Raw genomic sequence first — 15,629 nt, 5'->3', positions numbered from 1 at the left:
CACGCGGGTCAGAACGGGGGCTCGTCGTCGAAGTTTCCGCCGCCCGAACCGGACGAACGCGAGGAGGCCGGAGCCGCCGTGGCCCACGGGTCGTCGAAGTTGCCTCCGCCGCCCTGGCCACCGCCCCCACCACCGCCGGAGGCGCCGAACCCGCCGCCGCCGGAGCGCGACATCTTCTGCACCTTCGCCGTGGCGTACCGCAGCGACGGGCCGATCTCGTCGACCTCCAGCTCGATGACGGTGCGCTTCTCACCCTCACGAGTCTCGTAGGACCGCTGCCGCAGCCGGCCCGACACGATCACGCGGGTGCCGCGCTGCAACGACTCGGCGACGTGCTCGGCGGCCTGCCGCCAGACGGTGCACGAGAGGAAGAGCGGCTCGCCGTCCTTCCACTCGTTCGTCGTCCGGTCCATGAACCGGGGCGTCGAGGCGACCCGGAACTTGGCGACCGCGGCGCCGGACGGGGTGAAACGCAACTCGGGGTCGTCGGTCAGGTTGCCGATGACCGTGATGGTGGTATCTCCTGCCATGACCATCTCCTCGCGCACTCATCAGTCCCTGAAAGGCTGCCAGAGCAGTACGACAGGACGGATGAGGCTGATCCGGGCGTGCCGGAAACGCGTCAGCGCGTCTCCGGCCGGATGACCTTGGTGCGCAGCACGGACTCGTTGAGTCGGAGCTGCCGGTCCAGCTCGGCCACCGCCGCAGGCGTCGCCTGCAGGTCGATGACGGCGTAGATTCCCTCGGCCTTCTTGTCGATCTCGAACGCGAGGCGCCGGCGGCCCCACACGTCGAGCTTCTCCACCGAGCCACCCGCGGTCCGGATCACGTTGAGGTACGTGTCGAGCGACGGGGCGACGGTGCGCTCCTCGAGGCTTGGATCGAGGATGACCATGATCTCGTAATGACGCAAGACGTGCTCACCTCCTCTGGGCTAGCGGCCACGGTCCTTCCGTGGCAGGAGGTCATGCGTCGTTGCCCGTACGGTCTCGGGAGGGATCCCGGCACGCCACGGACAACCTGAGCAGGATACCCGGTGCACCGGCAGAGGACGTCGGCGGACCCGGCGAGCCGGGCTGCCCCGGCGAGCCTGGCCGGTCCGGCGATGACCGGCGACGCCGCCGGACGCCGACCGACGACAGGAGCCTCCTCCGGTCGCGGTGACCGGAGGAGGCTGCTGAACGCAGAGCCGCGGGGCGCATCCCGTCCGCATTCTTTGGGTGGGACCTGGGGAGGAACGACCACACCGATGAGTTGGATGGAAGGCGCCCCGCGGAGCCTATTGTATTGTCAGCTTACGCGATAACCATCTGTCTTGTGCGTTGAGCGAGAATTGCCCGAATCGCTCCTGCCGAGACTCCGACCACACAAACGGCGGCCACCAGCGCCAGCAGCGTGACCTGTCCGGCGGGCCGGGCCGGATCGGCCGGATCCACCGGGACGGCGGCAGCCCCGCCGGGTCGGTCGAGCGGCGGAGGGTAGCTGCCCGGCGCCGCATCCTGCGGCGCCCCGGCGCTCCGGGGGTCGGCCACGTCGGGACCACGCGGCACCGACCCCACCTCGACTCGCCCGACCGACCCGGCGGGGAAGACCCCGGCCGGCACCATCCCGGCTCTGGACGGCGGCTCCGGCACGCCGGCCGCGAAGCCGAACAGCAGCGGTGGCGCGCCCGCGAAGAGCGCGGCGACCACCGCGGTGGCTCGGCGGCGTCGGAGTGACAGGACCACGTCTTCCTCTTCCGGCACAGTTCGTGGATCGACCCGGCCCGGCCCGTACGCCGGGCGAACGGATCTCACCTGGAGAAACGATCCACTCCCCGGGCGGTGACGCGTACCGCCCCGGGGCCGCGCCGCCGAGCTGCCGGGCCGGAGAGGTGCGCCCGTCCCCGCCCGGCCGGCCGGCGCGACGTAGGCTCGCCTCCATGCGTATCGGAGCCCATGTCGACGCCACGGATCCGTTGGACGAGGCTGCCCTCCGGAAGGCGGACGCGGTCCAGTTCTTCCTCGCCGATCCGCAGAAGGACTGGAAGACACCGCGGCCACGGGCCGACGCGGCCCGGCTGCGTGATTCCGAGGTGGACCTCTATGTCCACGCGCCGTACGTCGTCAACCTCGCCACCACCAACAACCGGATCCGCATCCCCAGCCGGAAGCTGCTGCTCGGCCATGCCACCGCCGCCGCGGCGATCGGCGCCAAGGGTCTGGTCGTGCACGGTGGGCACGTGAACGCGGGCGACGACCTCGCCAAGGGATTCGACAACTGGCGCAAGGCGTTCGCCCAGGCCGCCGAGTCCGGTGGGCACGACGTTCCGGTGCTCATCGAGAACACGGCCGGCGGCGACAACGCCTGTGCCCGCCGGTTCGACAACCTGGCCCGGCTCTGGGACGCGGTGGGCGAGTACGACGTGGGCTTCTGCCTGGACACCTGTCATGCGCACGCGGGCGGTGAGGAGCTACTGAACGTCGTCGACCGGGTGCTGGCGATCACCGGCCGGATCGACCTGATCCACGCCAACGGCTCCAAGGACGCCTTCGGCTCCGGCCGGGACCGCCACGAGAACCTGACCGGCGGCACCATCGATCCGGAGCTGGTGGTGGCGGTGGTCCGGGCGGCCGGTGCGCCGGTCATCGTCGAGACCCCCGGCGGGGTCGACGGCCAGGCCGCGGACATCGCCTATCTTCGTGACCGCGTGGGCCGATAGGGGCGGGGACCCGATGTCGACGGACCAGTCCAACGCCAACGAGACAACCGGATCCGGCACGCCGACCGGCACCGATCCGGCCCCGCCCCCGGACGAGGCGGCCACGACCGGGCCGGCGGAGACCCCGGCAGCATCCGATGCGCCCACCGCCCCGGACTCCGGGGTCAGCGGCGCGCGGGCGGCAGACGGCGGCACGCGGGCGGCGTCGACCGAACCCGGAACCACCGCGATCCTGCGGTCGGCCGTACCGGACGCGGGCGACGGCTCGCCCCCCACCGGCACCCCGCCCGGGGACCCGGCGCAGCCCGACAGCGGCGGGGACCAGACCAGCAAGGACGCCGTCGCCGGGGACGGCAACGGCAAGGACGCCGAGAACGGGAACAGCAAGAACGGCAACGGCAAGGACGCCGAGAACGGGAACAGCAAGAACGGCAAGGGCAAGGACGCCGAGGACGGGAAAAGCAAGGACGGGAAGGACGCCGGGGACGGGAAGGGCGAGGCGGCCGGCGAAGCCGAGCCGGCGAAGCCCGCCGATCCGTTCGCCGCGTTCGCGCCAGCTCCCGAGGTGGTACCCGGACGGGTCCGGCGGATCGGTCGGGCGGTCGGTCGTCGACTGGTACACGAGTGGACCCTGGCCGGGCTCGGCGCGCTGGCCCTGGCGGTCCTGATGACCTGGCCGACACTGCGCTATCCCCGGCACACCCTGCCGCAGGACTACTGGGACCCGGCGCTACAGGCCTGGCAGGTGGCCTGGTCCGGGCACATCCTGCTGACCAAGCCGGCCCAGCTCTGGCAGAGCAATGCCTTCTTCCCGGAGACCTGGACTTTCGCCTTCTCCGACACCCTGCTCGGGTACGCCCCGGCGGGCATGATCGGGCAGGGTCCGGAGGCGGCGATCCTCCGCTACAACATCCTCTTCGTACTGGCCCACGCGCTCGCCGTGCTCGGGGCGTACGCGCTGGTGCGGCAACTCGGGGCGGGGCGGATCGGCGCCGTCGTGGCGGGGATCAGCTTCGCGTACGCGCCGTGGCTGCTCGGTCAGGCCGGTCACCTGCACGTGCTCTCCAACGGCGGCATCCCGCTCGCCCTGGCCATGCTGGCCCGGGGACACGGCTGGTCGCTGCGGCACGGCTACCGGCCCGAACGTCGACGCTCCGGCTGGGCGTTCGCCGGCTGGCTGGTCGCTGCCTGGCAGCTCAGCCTCGGATTCGGCATCGGCCTCGCCTTCGCGTACGTGATGGGTCTGATCGTGGTCGTGGTGCTGCTGAGCTGGCTGGTCCGGCGGATCCTGCGTCGGCCACGGCGGCGGTGGTTCGGGTTCCGGCTGCTGCTGGCCGACTTCTGGGGCGGCGCGATCTTCGCGGCGACGGGCGGCCTGCTGGCGATCCCGTACTTCAAGGTCGCCGAGTTGCACCCCCACGCCCGGCGTACCGCCGAGGAGCTGCACAACTACTCCCCGCCGCCGGGTGGTTTCCTCACCGCCCCGCCGGAGTCGCTGATCTGGGGCGACCTGCACGAGCCGGTCCGGGCCGGGCTGCCCGGGCTACCGGAGACCACCCTGCTGCCGGGGTACGTCCTCTTCGCGCTCGCCCTCGCCGGCCTCTTCTTCTCGATCTGGACGGTACGCCAACGCCTGCTGCTGCTGGCGGCCGTACTCGCCGGCGGGGTGCTGGCGATGGGCACCCGGTTCTTCGGCGGCACCTACACCTACCAGCCGCTCTTCGAGCATCTGCCCGGCTGGGACGGTCTGCGTACCCCGGGGCGGCTGATGATCTGGGTCACCCTGCTGCTCGGCGTCCTCGCCGCCGGCTCGGTCGGCGCGTACGCGGCGCGGGCCCGGCAGATCTCGGCCGCCGAACGGGTGCCGCCCCGGCCGGGACCGTTCCTCCGGCTGGTCACGCTGCTGCCGATCGTGCTGGTGCTGGCCGAGGGGCTCAACACCACGCCGCACCCGGTGGTACCGGTACAGCCCGCGTCGATGCGGGTCGCCAACGGCCCGATCCTGGTGCTCCCCTCGGATCAGAAGACCGACCAGCACGTGATGCTCTGGTCGACCAGCCGGTTCCAGGACATCGTCAACGGGGGCAGCGGGTTCACCCCGGAGCGGCTCGCCGAGGTACGCCAGGTCACCGCGAACTTCCCCGACCAGCCGAGCATCGACTTCCTGCGCGGCATGGGCGTGCGTACGGTGATCGTGCTCCGGGAGCGGGTGGCCGGCACTCCGTTGCAGGCCACCGTCGACCTGCCGGTCGACAGCCTGGGGATCAGCCGGGAGGACGTCGGGGAGACGGTCGTCTACCGGCTCTGATCCCGGCCGTACCCGTCGATCCCGCCCCGATGGGGTCCTGCCCGGCTCCGCCCGGGCGGGACTCAGGTGGTGGCCGGTGCCGGTTCGGCCGGCGTCGGCCGGCCAGCTCGGAGTCGGGCCAGCCACGATGCGTCCGGTGCGCCGTCGTAGACCCCGCCGTCGGGGTCGTCGAGGTAGGTGTCGCGGACGGGGTCGCCCTCGGGCCGCAGGATGTCCCGGACGACCAGTACGCAGAGCACCACCACGGTGGTCAGCCGAAGGGTGGCGGCGAGTACGAAGACCCCCTCCGGGAAGACCTGCTTGCCGCCGGCCCCGAGCAACTCGCCGTAGAACGCGACGAAGTAGCCGATCTCGGCGAACTGCCAGGCGAGGAAGGCTCCCCAGCGCGGCCGGGCCAGCACCAGCAGGGGCAACAGCCAGAGGTTGAACTGCTGCGACCACACCTTGCTGAAGATCAGGAACGCCGCGACCATCAGGAAGACCAGCGCGGCCAGCCGGGGTCGACGCTTCGCGAAGAGCGCCAGCGCGCCGATGGCGAGGAAGGCGACGGTGATCAGGGCGTACGACAGGGTGTTCAGGGTTGGGATGTTGTTGCTGAGCCACTGGAACGGCCCCTGGTCGCCGGGGCTGCCGCTGTTCCACTTGCTGTCCAGGTAGCGGCCGATGTACCAGAGGGTGCCCCAGTCGACCGCCCGCTCGCTGTTCAGGTCGAAGAACCGTCGCCAGTTGTCGAAGTAGAGGAGTGCGATCGGCAGGTTCACCGCCACGATGGTGGCGACGGCCGAACCGATCGTCACCACCATCTCCTTCACCCGCGCGGTACGCAGCCCGAGCAGGAGAAGTGGCCAGAGCACGAAGAGCGGCCAGAGTTTCGCGGAGGCGGCCAGCCCGAGCAGGATGCCGGCGGCCAGGGGTTGTCGTTTCGCCCAGGCGTACATGCCGATCGCGGCCAACCCGATGGCGAGCAGGTCCCAGTTGACGGTGGCGGTGACCAGCAGCGCCGGGGAGAGCGCGAACATCGCGGCGTCCCACGGCCGGCGGCGGCGCAACGCGAGGATCATCGCCACGGTGGCCACCGCGAGCGCGCCGAGGACCAGCGCGTTGAGGTTGTAGAACCACTGTGCCTGGTTGATATCCGGCCGGTCGACCCCGACGCTGTGCACCGGAAGGCCGAGCGCCCCCATGAAGTAGCCGGTGACCACCGGGTACTCCACCGGATGGTCCCGGTAGGGGACCTTGCCCTCGTTGAGCCCTTCGGCGTAGTAGAGGGCGAGCACGTCGGTGTAGCAGAACCGGGTGTACTGGACGTTGTTCTGCCAGGCGCCGTCCTGGCAGGGCGACTTCTGCACCCAGTGCAGAGCCAGGGTGAGGCAGGTCAGCGCGAGCACGATCCGGGCGGCGGTCCAGAACCGGCCGCTGGCCTGGGTGCCCCGGCGTTCGCTGCCGCTTGCGTGTGCGCCGACCGGGCCGCCGATGGCCTCGGAGAGCCCGCGAACGAAGCCGTCGGACCGGGACGGATGGTCGGCCTTCGGGGGGTCGACATTCTCAGGCTCGTCGATGCCAGCCGGCGACTGCGCGCTCATGACTACGCATCCTGCCGTATCCGAGCGGCCGCCACGAGCATCAGGACCAGTCATAACCGACAAGGACTATTGAGCCCGTACTCAAAGAACGAGAAACAGCACCGCCGGGGCGACCAGCAGGGCGACCACGGCGCCCCGGACCGGCCGCGGCACCCTGGGCAGGCAGGCCAGCGCGACAGTGGCGTAGCTGGCCCCCCAGGACAGCGCGCAGAGCGCGACCGACGGTGCCGCCGATGTGCCGGTGATCGTCCGGTGCAGGCCCACAGTGTAGGTCCCGGCGGCCAGCCCCGCGATGGTCACCACAGACCCCACCCAGGCCGGGCCGGCCAGCACCAGCGCTGCCCAGCTCACCGCCACCAGCACCGGCAGCCCGAGCACCGCGGCCAGGAAGAGCAGACCGAGGGTGTCCTCGGCTGGCCGCCCCGGCTCCGTCAGCGCCCGCCATACCACACCGATCAGGGTGCCGAATGCCGCGCCGAGCAGCGCCGGGATCCCGACGGACCGGACCGGGGACCTGTGCCGGCCGGTACTGGCGGACGACGGATCCTGCCCCTCAAACGAGACGGGCGGCGTATCGGGTGGTCCCGAGGACGGCTCAGACATGGTGTTGTCCTTCCGGGCGGGCCCCGGCGTCCCCGCTCATGCGGATGGGACGCCGGGGTGGCGCCGAGCGGTGTCATCAGTTCCATCGGTAGCCGAGCGCGTCGAGTCGGTCGGAGACCGCCCCACCGTACGCCCGAAAACCGCTAACGTTCGGATGGAAGGAACCGGCGCCGAAGTACGAGTCGTTCGGTTCCCCGTCATCGTCGCCGATGCGGAACGCGTCGCCCAGTATGTAGCCGTTGAGCCAGTTCTCGGTGTTGTCTGCCGTGCCGAGTTCGTGCCCGGCGAAGTCGGCCCGCACGTCGACGCCATTGATCTTGTTGTCAATGTCCGTGTAGAGCAGTTCAGTGGTGGCCACCCGGGCCATGTCGTTGAGCCAGTCGACCTCCTCGCCGGTGATCCCAATGTCCACCCCGGGCAGCGGGTTGAGATCGTACGTGGTGCCCGACTTGAAGATCTGCGGATAGCCGGCTAGGACGATCCACGTGTTCGGTGACCGTTCCCGGATCTCGGCGACCACCCGGCGGACGTCCAGCTTGATCTTGTCGCGGAACCGGGCCGGGACCGCCACCGTCATCGGCTGACTGTCGCCGGGCAGTGTGAAGCCCGGCTCCATGCAGTTCTTCAGCGCGCACTCCTTGAACACGTCGGTCCAACCGGCGTCGTTGCCGCCGATGGTGAGCACCACCAGCGTGGTGTTCTCGTCCAGGAAGCCCTGATCGATCTGGGTCAGTTCCCCATTGCTGGTGTCCCCGGGGACCCGGCCCATGGCGTTGGCCGGCGCGGGCTGCCCCGTCGCCGTCCTAGTCGCCATCACGTGGTGCGTCTGCGCCCCGGCGCAGGCGATGTGGTGGAAGTCCACATTCGCGTCCAGGCTCTCGGAGAGGCTGCCCAGCGACCGCCCGCCCGGCGCCCCGCCCAGCACGATCTGCCGTGCCCAGCCGTGGGCATTGCGCCGGCAGGAGTTCTTGAAGCCAGGCTCGTCGCCGTACTGGTCGGATACGCGGGTGTACTCCCCGGCTCCCTCACCGGAGGAGAACGAGTCACCCATGCCGACCACGAAATGTCGGGGCTTGGCCGCCAGCGGCTGCACCGCGAGTGCGTCCCAAACAATCTTGTGGACGCCGGTGCCGTCTTGGGAGACCGTGGAGAGCTCCACCTTCGGGGTGCCGCTGCCCCGGAAGTCGAAGACCCCGAGGTCGAGCCACTTGTGCTCCTGCCACCGAGTGGGCACCGACCGGTGCCGGGTCGAGGTGGTCTGGCCGGGCAGGTAAATCTTGTAGTCCGCCTGACGGGTGTACGCCGCATGGTCCGGGATGTGTACCAGAACCCGAGTCCACGCGTTCGTGGGATTGATCGTCCAGGTACCGGTGACCTTCATCTCGTCGTTCTGGCCGCCCTCCTTTCGGGTGTAGCCCATGTAGAAGTGCCCACCGAACCCCCCGCCGAGCTGATGGAAGTCCACCTTGGACGGATAGTGGCCGGTGGAGTCGCTGGCGAAACGGAGCCCAAAACTGCCCGCGTTGCTCCAGGGCCGGCCGCAGCCGGAGCGGACCGCCGGCACCCCGTCCGGCACGTTGTCGATGACCCCGGCGCCGGCGGGTAGTCCGGACAGGTCACACCGGGGCGGGAAGCTCGTCCCGTCCGCCTGGTAGGCGTACCCCGGATCGAAACGCAGCACCTCGTTGCCGCAGTCACAGGCCAGACCCGGACCGCCCTTCCAGGCCACCGGCTGGTTGTACCAGCAACGCAGGTCGTAGTAGCCGGCCGCGTTGCGGTGCTTGCACGGCCCGGCCGGCTCGCCGATCACGTCCGGGTCGTCCGGCAGGTAGCTGCCGGCGGGGTCGCAATCGTTCGAGTCGTCACAGAAGAGCGTCCTCGGCGGCTTCACCGCAGCCCGCGAGGCCGCACTGGACCACCATGCGGCCCGGTAGCCGGCGACCAGGTCCGTCGGCGACTCGCTGATCTCCACCGGGTGCCCGGCCCAACCCATGATCTTCTCCGGATAGGGCCACTTCTGCGGTGTCCGCGCGTCGGCGTAGGTTTCCTCCAGGAACGGTGTGCGCACCGGGTCGTACCGGGGATTGATCGGATTGTTCAGCCAACCCACGCCCCACGGCGACCCGTCGCCCTTGTCTGGATAGAAGCCCGAGTTGTACGCCCAGACGGCGAAGAACCAGTTCTCCATGTACTCCGGAAAGCCGTTGTTGACGATCAGCCCCGCGGCCCGGGTCTGATTCCACTTCTCCTGCAGGATCTGCAGTCCGGCCGCGACATTGGTGGCGAAGTCCAGCGCGACCGCGCGCTGCGTCTGGTAGGAGAGCGCCACCTCGCCCGGCTTCTCCCGCCCAGCCAGCCGCATCCTGTCGGTCACCTGCGCCACGCCGTACCCGCAGTCCGCCTCCTCCCAGCGGATATCCCAGTCGTCGGCCTCGCTGGAGTTGTAGATGTCGCGGCCGTAGAAGTTTCCGATCAACGGGTTCCCGGTGACACCCGGCAGGGCGTACCGCGACGCCTGCCACATGTTCGACTCCTGGGCGATGATGCCGAGCATGATCTGGGCAGGCACCCGACCGCCGCCGAGCAGGTCCCGGCGCGGGAACAGACCCTGCGGGGTGTAAGCGGGCATCCCCAGGTTCTTCCAGTTCGCCTCTCGGGTCACGTGCAGGGAGTCTGTGATTGCCTGGTCGACCGCCCATTCGACCTGCCGAGGCTTCGGCTGCAGCACCTGGTTGCGGGGATCGTTGCGGGGTACCGAGCAGTACCGCTCGCTCTCCACCGGGTCGGTCGGCGAGCCGGCGACGGCAGCCCGGGCACCGGCGGCCGGTCCGTCCCCGGCCGACGAGCCGAGCTTCGGGTGGGCGGCCCGGCCGCTGGAGGCGGCGATCCCGCTCGCCACCGGCCGCACCTCGAACGCGACGTCGCCGCCGGTGCCGAGCGCCGTCGCGCTGATCCGGACCCGATCCGGCACCCCGGGCGTCCGGGCCGCCGCGCGCGGGTCGCCGCTGCCCAGGCCGGCGACCCGGGTCAGGGCGAGCTGCCCCAGCGAGGAGATCTCGCTGTCCGGCGGGGCATCGACCACGCGGATCCCCGCCGGCAGCGCGCCGACCAGGTCAGGCTGACCGGTGAGGAAGACCCGGCCACCGGCGCCGCGGGCGATGCTCAACTCACCCTCCGCCCCCTCGGCCAGGGTGCGCACGGTGGCGCCGACGCGCGGTTGGGTCCATTTGACGCGTACCCGCCGCTTCGCAAGATCCAGGAAGACCAGACCGTCGGCGCCGTCCGGGACCAGGCGGAACGGTACCCCGGAGGCAGCGGCCATCCGCCGCGTCGTACCGTCCGGCGCGACCTCGACCAGCGCGCCGTTCGTTGCCGCCACCACCATGCCGCCGACCGGCACCGCCGAAGTAACCTCGGTGGCCAACTTCACCGGCGCCGAGACGGTACCCGCAGCCGCGTTCACGGTGAGCAATCGGCTCTCTACCCGGGTTACCGACGGATCGTCCACGAGCTTGCCGCCGAACTGCGTCACCACGGCGGTCTCGCCGGCGCCGCAGCCCGGGTTGAAATACGCTAGCGAACTCTGCACCGGCAGCTTGCGGATCGCGCCGGTGCCCAGATCGACCACTGCGGTAAAGCCGCCCCGGTCGAACAGGTCCGCGTCGTTGGTGAAGGTGCGCGGCGCATAGACCACCACCAGCCGGCGACCGGAGCCGGTCAGGCAGGCGTTGCCAATCCACTGGTCGACATCGAGGCCCGGCTCGGCCAGGCTGATCACGGTTCGCCAGGTATAACCGGTGTGGGCGTCGGCGGCAAGCACGTGGAAGCCCTCGGCGTCGCCAAAGGTGGTCCATGCGAGGTCCTTTGACGAACGCCAACCCTCAGCCAGCAAGGTGTCGCGATGGTCGGGGTCGACCTTGTCCATCCGAGCCGGGGGTACCCCGGTATCCACTCCAGTCCTCGACGCGACACCGCCGCCGGTGTCCGGCGCGGCGCCCGCCGGACCGGCCGCAGCGCCGACGGTCAGCAGTGCAAGCGCGCAGGTCACCGCCGCTCGAATCCTGGGAACTCTCACAACCTGCCTCCCTGGGTCCACCCGGCACGAATGTCGTCTGGGCGCCGCCGGGGTCAGCGCGAGCCTCCCGGCGACTCCCACCGCCGCCCCACCATGGCGCCATCGCCGCCGCTCCGGCGCCGTTCGCCGTCCCGGGCGCGCGCCATCGGCTGCCAGGCCTGGCGCTGACTGGACGCCGAATACCGGGCAGCCCACCTGATCGACATCTCCCGCGCTCCGCCGCACGTCAACGACGCAGGCACCGCCGTCCACCTCGCGCCCGTCGAGGTCCGCTACCATCCCGCACTAGCATCAATGCCCGGGCATTGGCACTAGCATCGCGGTAGTTGTCAAGTCAAACTGAGACGGTCTGTTCCTGCTGGGTTGGCTGGTTGATCCAGGCTTGGGCGGGCAGTTTCGGTGCGCGCGGCCGGTGGTTGAACCGGTCTGGGTGGGCGGCGTGGGCGGCGTCGAGGGTCTTCTGGCGTTGCTCACGGATCTGCTCGGCGGTGCCGTAGTGCACGGACGCCGGGGTGTGCCAGCCGATCTCGGAATGTCGATGCTCGTGGTTGTAGGCGGTGAAGAAGCCGTCGCAGAAGGCTCTCGCGTCGGCGAGGGATCCGAACCGTTCCGGGAAGTCCGGCACGTATTTCATGGTCTTGAACTGGGCTTCGGAGTACGGGTTGTCATTCGAGGTCCGGGGGCGGGAATGTGAGCGGGTGACGCCGAGGTCGACGAGCATCTCCGATACCGGTTTCGACACCATGGCGCCACCGCGGTCGGCGTGGATGGTGTGCGGCTCGATTCCGTTACGGTTGATCGCAGCGGCGAGGAAGTCGCGGGCCACGACCGCGTCCTCGGCGGCGGCGGCGAGCCAGCCGGTGACCGCGAGTAGATGTCGATGACGACGTAACACCGATACCAGACGCCTTTGACGGGTCCTTTCAACGCGGTGATGTCCCAGGACCACACCTGCCCCGGCCCGGTCGCGACCAGCTCCGGCCGCACCCGGGGTGGGTGGGTCGCCAGCCGGCGTCGTTCCCGGCTCTGCCCGGCCGCGCGGGCGATGCGGTACATCGTGGACATCGAGCAGTGATAGTGGCCCGCGTCGAGTTCCCTCGCCAGACCTGCGGGATCGCCAGGTCGGCGTAGGCCGGCGAGTTCAACACCGCCAGCACCCGGTCGCGTTCGGCCGTGCTGAGCGCCTGCGGCGGCGGGGTCCGGGGCAGCCACGGCCCGTGCCGCGGTCCGACCGGCTTCGCCCGCCGGTAGTAGGTCGCCCGCGAGGTCCCGGTCAGTGCGCACGCCGCCTGCACCGAGATGTCCACGTCGCGTAACTCGCCGAACACGGCGGTCAGGATCTCCTCGGCGGGTTGTCGTTGTCCGCGCTCTCGGAGAGTTCTTCCAAGAGCGCGTGCGCTTTTCCCATGATGTCCAACGCCATACGGGTCTTCTTCAGATCCGCCTGCAGCTTCTCGTTCTGCCGACGCAGCCTCTCCAACTCGATCTGCTCCGCGGACTTCTTCACCCGCGCCCCAGCCGCCGCAGTACCGGAATCCGTGACCGGAGTCCCTACCTGGCCGAGCTGCCCGGCGTCGCGAGCCCGTGTCCACTCGATGATGTGCGACGAGTACAAGCCTTCCCGACGCAGGATCGCGCCCTTCTCCCCGTTCGGTGCGTTCTCGTACTCGGCGACCATCGCGAGTTTGTACTCAGGGCTGAAAACCCGCCGCGACGGCTTCGGCGCCGGATCAGCCCCGCCGCCAGAGGCCGACTGCTTGCTAGATGAAGTGGACACGTACACAAGGATCTCCGATCCCCGCCCTCAACAGGTCAGCACCCCACTCGCACGGGGTGTCTCACACCATCCTGACCAAGAGGGTCGCGCTCACCGCCGCACCGGTCTTGACCACGATGCGGCGGTTGCTGGTCCGCGCCGACGCCGAGACGTTGGCAGCGGTGCTGGCTGACCGACTGTGTTGAGATCACTTCAATGGCTCTGGATGACCCAGACCATCGCGTCCCGCCCTCAATCTGGAGGTATGGTCGGCGACTCGCTGGTTGGATGTGACGGCCAGTCCCTGTGGCGCCGGTCCACAGGCACCAGCCGTCATGTCGATCGCCACTTTCCACTCAGTACAGGTCCGTGGACCAGGTAGTCGGACCCGCCGTCGCCACCGCCCGAGCGAGCAGATTTGCGTCGTTCACCATAAGACTGTAGTAGGAACCAGCGAAACCACTGTACGAGGTGCGGGGGTTGCCGTTGAGGTAATAGCTCCGGATACCAGGGTAGTAGAAGTCCCAACCGACACGGGCCCAGGCCGTCCGACACCGGGGGCTGTACCTCAGTTCGAGGCCGACATCATCGTTCGACCTGGGGGTTGTCGCGTCATCCGCGCAAATGCGGTAACAGCCCGCGCAGTCATCAGTGTAGACACGGAACGTCGCGGGGTTCTTCCCGTCGCAAGCCGATCCGCAACCGTTGGCTAGCAACTCGGCCTCGCTGATCATCGTCGCCTCGGCCGGGTCGAGGTCGACCGTGCTTATCTCGTCTACCGAGGAGGGTGGCGCGGCGGTTGCCGGCTGCGGGAGGATCAGACCGGCGGCGAGGCAGAGAGTCAGCAGGCTGCCGATCCGGGCGAATCTACTTCCGAGCAAGGTGATACCTCCAAGCTTGCTTCAGAAAATCGGATGCCGCGAGGCTGCCAAACGTCACCATCGCCATGTCATCATCGAGCCATCGGCTGTACTAGTGGTGCTTTGTCATGATCTGATTGGGTAACGGGGTTTCCGTGTGGGGAACCGTGTTTTGCAGGTGGGGCAGGCGCCGGCCAGGCGGACGAGTAGGTGTTGCAGGTGCCGGAGTACGGCGTAGATGCTCAGGGCCGGGGGACTGCGTAGATTCCGTGTTTGACCTGGGTGTGGTCCGTTGGACAGGACGTTGATCCTGTCCGGGAAGGACCACGTCATGACAGACAAGAAGAACCCTGTTCAGCTTCCTGAGCGGACGGCGGCTGAGGTGGAGTTCGCGCAGGAGTTGGTCGAGCGGGCCAAGGCCGACGGAGTCTCGTTAATCGGGCCGGGTGGGCTGTTGGCGGGGATCACTCGTACGGTCCTTGAATCAGCGCTTGAGGCGGAGCTGGATGCGCATCTCGACGAGGTCGGTGTCGACGAGGTGACCGGTCGGCGGGCCAACATCCGGAACGGGCACGGGGCGAAGACGGTGCAGACCGAGGTCGGGTCGGTGCGGATTCAGGTTCCTCGGGACCGGGCGGGTTCGTTCGCTCCGCGAGGATTGTGCCGAAGCACGTCCGCCGGTTGGACGGGTTCAACGAGGCGATCCTGTCGCTGTATGCCAAAGGGCTGACGACCGGGGAGATCCCCGCGCATCTGGCGGATGTGTATGACGCTGACGTGTCTCGGGAGTTGATCAGCCGGGTCACCGACAGCGTCGTGGCCGACATGGAGGCCCAATGCCGCTTAGTGCCTCGTCATGCAGCCTCGAACGGGTAATCGGGGTGGCGGATCTTGGATCGGGTGGCGAATGCGGTTTTCGGTCGGGCGTGTTGGTTGCGCCAGCGGATGTAGGCGCCGATCGCGGCGTCCTGCTCGGCGTGGCTGCGGTCAATGCCGCTTAGCGTAAGTTGATCTTGGGGGCGGTTTCGGGTTTGTGACCCGCGCGGTGTGGCGACGTGGCCGCGTTGTCTCGATCTGGTGTGATCGCTGTTCGTGTCTGGTGTGGATGTTCGACCGGCTCAGGTGTCGGTCGGGGTGTTGGTGAGTTCGGTGCCGCGAGACGCGATTGATCACGCGGTGGCGCGGTGTGGGGTGGGCGCGAAACGCTCGGACGGCAAGCTGCCGCCGCATGTGACGGCCTACCTGACGATGGGGCTGTGGCTGTTTCCCGACGATGACTACACCGAGGTGGCGGCCAAGGTGACCGGGTCGTTGGACCCGGTTTGGCTGTTGGGACGCCTCGTGGAGCGTGCCGACCTCGGGCGGCATCAGTCAGGCTCGGCAACGGTTGGGGCGTGAGACGCTGGCCGAGGTGTTCGAACAGGTTGTCGAGCCGGTCGGGTCGATGCTCACGCGCGGGGCGATGCTGCGGTCGTGGCGGGTCCTGGCGATCGACGGGTTCGACGTGGACGTGCCCGACACCCCCGCCAACGCCGCGGAGTTCGGTTACGCCGGATCCGGCGACAACTGGTCGGCGTATCCGAAGGCGCGGGTGGTGGCGTTGAGCGAGTGCGGCACGCACGCGTTCCTCGCCGCCGAGGTCGGCGCGTGGGCCACCGGGGAGAAGCCCGCCAGCATCCGCCACACCGCCCCAGCCACGATCAGGTTCTATCCCGTCAAGCCCCGACCTACATGATCAACTTA

17 protein-coding genes are annotated in these 15,629 nt (G+C 69.3%); 8 read left to right on the top strand and 9 right to left on the bottom strand.

Going from position 1 to position 15,629, the window contains the following annotated elements:
• Positions 1–8: 8 nt before the first annotated feature.
• The 3 genes from EV371_RS06795 to EV371_RS06785 all read right to left on the bottom strand — a co-directional run bounded on the left by EV371_RS06795 (position 9) and on the right by EV371_RS06785 (position 1,727).
• Positions 9–548 carry a single-stranded DNA-binding protein gene (locus EV371_RS06795; protein ID WP_130461285.1) on the bottom strand — a complete coding sequence of 180 codons (540 nt, stop codon included), beginning with the start codon at positions 546–548 and terminating at the stop codon, positions 9–11.
• A gap of 74 nt (positions 549–622) precedes the next feature.
• On the bottom strand, positions 623–913 hold the full coding sequence (gene rpsF, locus EV371_RS06790) for a 30S ribosomal protein S6 (protein ID WP_101368798.1): 291 nt from the start codon (positions 911–913) through the stop codon (positions 623–625).
• Between the two features lie 382 nt (positions 914–1,295).
• Positions 1,296–1,727 carry a hypothetical protein gene (locus EV371_RS06785; protein ID WP_130461284.1) on the bottom strand — a complete coding sequence of 144 codons (432 nt, stop codon included), beginning with the start codon at positions 1,725–1,727 and terminating at the stop codon, positions 1,296–1,298.
• A 194-nt stretch (positions 1,728–1,921) separates the two neighbouring features.
• On the opposite strand from EV371_RS06785, the gene EV371_RS06780 reads away from it, so the two are divergent.
• Positions 1,922–2,701 carry a deoxyribonuclease IV gene (locus EV371_RS06780; protein WP_130461283.1) on the top strand — a complete coding sequence of 260 codons (780 nt, stop codon included), beginning with the start codon at positions 1,922–1,924 and terminating at the stop codon, positions 2,699–2,701.
• Positions 2,702–2,714: 13 nt separating this feature from the next.
• Positions 2,715–5,009 (top strand): hypothetical protein, encoded by a 2,295-nt coding sequence (locus tag EV371_RS06775; RefSeq protein ID WP_130461282.1) that lies wholly within the window; start codon positions 2,715–2,717, stop codon positions 5,007–5,009.
• 62 nt (positions 5,010–5,071) lie between these two features.
• Here EV371_RS06775 and EV371_RS06770 read toward each other — a convergent pair whose 3' ends face one another.
• The 4 genes from EV371_RS06770 to EV371_RS34170 form a co-directional block, all read right to left on the bottom strand.
• Complete coding sequence (locus EV371_RS06770) at positions 5,072–6,592, bottom strand: glycosyltransferase 87 family protein (protein WP_130461281.1); 1,521 nt, start codon at positions 6,590–6,592, stop codon at positions 5,072–5,074.
• Positions 6,593–6,673: 81 nt separating this feature from the next.
• A complete protein-coding gene (locus EV371_RS06765; RefSeq protein WP_130461280.1) occupies positions 6,674–7,195 on the bottom strand; it encodes a hypothetical protein in 522 nt (173 codons plus the stop codon).
• 76 nt (positions 7,196–7,271) lie between these two features.
• Positions 7,272–11,120 carry an SGNH/GDSL hydrolase family protein gene (locus EV371_RS06760; RefSeq protein WP_130461279.1) on the bottom strand — a complete coding sequence of 1,283 codons (3,849 nt, stop codon included), beginning with the start codon at positions 11,118–11,120 and terminating at the stop codon, positions 7,272–7,274.
• 484 nt (positions 11,121–11,604) lie between these two features.
• Positions 11,605–12,096, bottom strand: a complete 492-nt coding sequence (locus EV371_RS34170) for a transposase (protein ID WP_486484519.1) — start codon at positions 12,094–12,096, stop codon at positions 11,605–11,607.
• An 84-nt stretch (positions 12,097–12,180) separates the two neighbouring features.
• On the opposite strand from EV371_RS34170, the gene EV371_RS34165 reads away from it, so the two are divergent.
• Positions 12,181–12,345 (top strand): hypothetical protein, encoded by a 165-nt coding sequence (locus tag EV371_RS34165; RefSeq protein ID WP_486484518.1) that lies wholly within the window; start codon positions 12,181–12,183, stop codon positions 12,343–12,345.
• Between the two features lie 258 nt (positions 12,346–12,603).
• Here the strand turns inward: EV371_RS34165 and EV371_RS33310 are convergent, their stop codons facing one another.
• The gene (locus EV371_RS33310) at positions 12,604–12,948 is read right to left on the bottom strand and encodes a hypothetical protein (protein WP_165436557.1); all 345 of its coding nucleotides are present in this window, start codon (positions 12,946–12,948) and stop codon (positions 12,604–12,606) included.
• Positions 12,949–13,103: 155 nt separating this feature from the next.
• Here EV371_RS33310 and EV371_RS34160 point away from each other — a divergent pair, with 155 nt between their 5' ends.
• The gene (locus EV371_RS34160) at positions 13,104–13,232 is read left to right on the top strand and encodes a hypothetical protein (protein WP_486484517.1); all 129 of its coding nucleotides are present in this window, start codon (positions 13,104–13,106) and stop codon (positions 13,230–13,232) included.
• Positions 13,233–13,382: 150 nt separating this feature from the next.
• Here EV371_RS34160 and EV371_RS06745 read toward each other — a convergent pair whose 3' ends face one another.
• Positions 13,383–13,907, bottom strand: coding sequence for a DUF2690 domain-containing protein (locus EV371_RS06745; RefSeq protein WP_207230430.1), 525 nt, complete (start codon positions 13,905–13,907; stop codon positions 13,383–13,385).
• A gap of 271 nt (positions 13,908–14,178) precedes the next feature.
• Here EV371_RS06745 and EV371_RS06740 point away from each other — a divergent pair, with 271 nt between their 5' ends.
• The 4 genes from EV371_RS06740 (at position 14,179) to EV371_RS33740 (ending at position 15,621) form a co-directional block, all read left to right on the top strand.
• On the top strand, positions 14,179–14,616 hold the full coding sequence (locus EV371_RS06740; RefSeq protein ID WP_486484516.1) for a transposase: 438 nt from the start codon (positions 14,179–14,181) through the stop codon (positions 14,614–14,616).
• Positions 14,547–14,762, top strand: a complete 216-nt coding sequence (locus EV371_RS34155) for a transposase (protein WP_486484515.1) — start codon at positions 14,547–14,549, stop codon at positions 14,760–14,762. Before EV371_RS06740 ends, EV371_RS34155 begins: the two co-directional genes overlap by 70 nt.
• Positions 14,763–14,978: 216 nt before the next feature.
• Positions 14,979–15,284 (top strand): transposase domain-containing protein, encoded by a 306-nt coding sequence (locus EV371_RS33745; RefSeq protein WP_486484514.1) that lies wholly within the window; start codon positions 14,979–14,981, stop codon positions 15,282–15,284.
• A gap of 13 nt (positions 15,285–15,297) precedes the next feature.
• The gene (locus EV371_RS33740) at positions 15,298–15,621 is read left to right on the top strand and encodes a hypothetical protein (protein ID WP_486484513.1); all 324 of its coding nucleotides are present in this window, start codon (positions 15,298–15,300) and stop codon (positions 15,619–15,621) included.
• Positions 15,622–15,629 lie beyond the last annotated feature (8 nt).

It is taken from the genome of Plantactinospora sp. CNZ321 (assembly GCF_004217235.1).
Note: the sequence above shows the minus strand (reverse complement) of the source record. Positions and strands in the feature narration are given on the sequence as shown.